The organism is Microbacterium hydrothermale, assembly GCF_004854025.1.
GTDB classification, from domain to species: Bacteria; Actinomycetota; Actinomycetes; order Actinomycetales; family Microbacteriaceae; genus Microbacterium; species Microbacterium hydrothermale.
Genome location: NZ_STGM01000017.1, coordinates 1 through 1,744, shown reverse-complemented (window position 1 = coordinate 1,744; position 1,744 = coordinate 1). Strand labels below are relative to the sequence as shown.

2 protein-coding genes are annotated in these 1,744 nt (G+C 69.3%); both read left to right on the top strand.

Annotated elements, in window-relative coordinates; all coding sequences use genetic code 11:
• Positions 1 to 813, top strand: an 813-nt coding sequence (locus FB047_RS16755) for a Gfo/Idh/MocA family protein (RefSeq protein WP_136588345.1), incomplete at its 5' end; no start/stop codon positions are given.
• Positions 813 to 1,744 (top strand): sugar phosphate isomerase/epimerase family protein (locus FB047_RS16750; RefSeq protein WP_136588344.1); only part of this gene is annotated, 932 nt, incomplete at its 3' end. The genes FB047_RS16755 and FB047_RS16750, both read left to right, overlap by 1 nt.

Sequence of the window (1,744 nt, the reverse complement as noted above, 5' to 3'; positions counted from 1 at the left end):
TCGATGGTGGGATTCACGTATCGCCGGGTCCCGGCCGTCACGCTCCTTCGCGACATGATCGCCGAGGGCGCGGTCGGCACGGTGCAGCAGGTGCGCGCGGCGTATCGGCAGGACTGGCTGGTCGATCCCGGGATGCCGCTGGCGTGGCGTCTGCAGAAGGAGCACGCGGGGTCGGGGGCGCTCGGCGATATCGGCGCGCACATCATCGACATGACCCAGTTCGTGACCGGTCTCGCCGTCGAGAGGGTCACGGGGACGCTCGAGACGATCGTGAAGCAGCGTCCGTTGCAGGCCGCCGGCTCGGGTCTGTCGGGGTCGGCGGGAGAGGGTGTCGGCGACGTCACGGTCGATGACGCGGCGATCTTCACCGGGCGTCTCGCCAATGGGGCGCTGGCGTCGTTCGAGGCGACGCGCTTCGCCACGGGACGCAAGAACGCCCTCACCATCGAGGTGTCGGGCGACCGCGGGGCCCTGGCCTTCGACCTTGAAGACCTCAACAGCCTGCGCTTCTACGATCGCACCGCGCCCGAGGGCCGTCAGGGCTTCACTCAGGTGCTGGTGACCGAGCCGCAGCATCCCTACGTCTCGGCGTGGTGGCCCGCCGGCCACATGCTCGGCTACGAGCACGGCTTCAGCCACCAGGTCGTCGATCTCGTCACCGCGATCGACGCAGGCACCGATCCGCACCCCTCGTTCGACGAGGGGCTGAGCGTGCAGCGCGTGCTCGACGCGGTCGACCGCAGCAGTGAGAATGATTCGGCCTGGACCGGCGTCGCCGCCGGGGTCCCGGTCGCCCTGAGCGAAGGAGCATGATGGCGCGCCCGATCACCCTGTTCACCGGCCAGTGGGCCGACCTGCCCTTCGAAGAGGTCGCGCGCCTCGCCGGGGAGTGGGGCTACGACGGCCTCGAGATCGCCTGCTGGGGCGACCACATCGACGTCTCGCGCTGGGACGACGCCGACTACGTGCAGTCGCGCCTCGACATCCTCGAGCGCAACGGCCTGAAGGTGTGGACGATCTCCAACCACCTCGTCGGCCAGGCCGTGTGCGACGACCCGATCGACGAGCGCCACCACGACATCGTGCCGCCCCGGGTCTGGGGAGACGGGGATGCCGAGGGCGTGCGGCAGCGCGCGGCCGAAGACCTGAAGAACACGGCGCGCTTCGCCGCGAAGCTCGGCGTGAAGACGGTCACCGGCTTCACGGGGTCGAGCATCTGGAAGTACGTCGCGATGTTCCCGCCGGCCTCCGACGCCATGATCGAGCGCGGCTACGCGGACTTCGCCGAGCGGTGGCATCCGATCCTCGACGTGTTCGAGGAGGTCGGGGTGCGCTTCGCCCTCGAGGTGCACCCCTCCGAGATCGCGTACGACTACTGGACGGCGAAGAAGACGCTCGAGGCCATCGGGCATCGGGGGAGCTTCGGGTTCAACTTCGACCCCTCGCACTTCGTCTGGCAGCAGCTGGATTCGGTGGCGTTCGTGCTCGACTTCGCCGAGCACATCTTCCACGTGCACTGCAAGGAATCGACGACGAACCTCGACGGCCGCAACGGCGTGCTCGGCTCACACCTGTCGTGGGACAACCCCCGCCGCGGGTGGACCTTCGTCTCCACCGGACACGGCGACGTGCCGTGGGAGCCGCTGTTCCGCGCGCTGAACGCGATCGGCTACGACGGACCCACCAGCGTGGAGTGGGAGGACGCCGGTATGGACCGCCTCGTCGGCGGCCCCGAGGCCCTCGC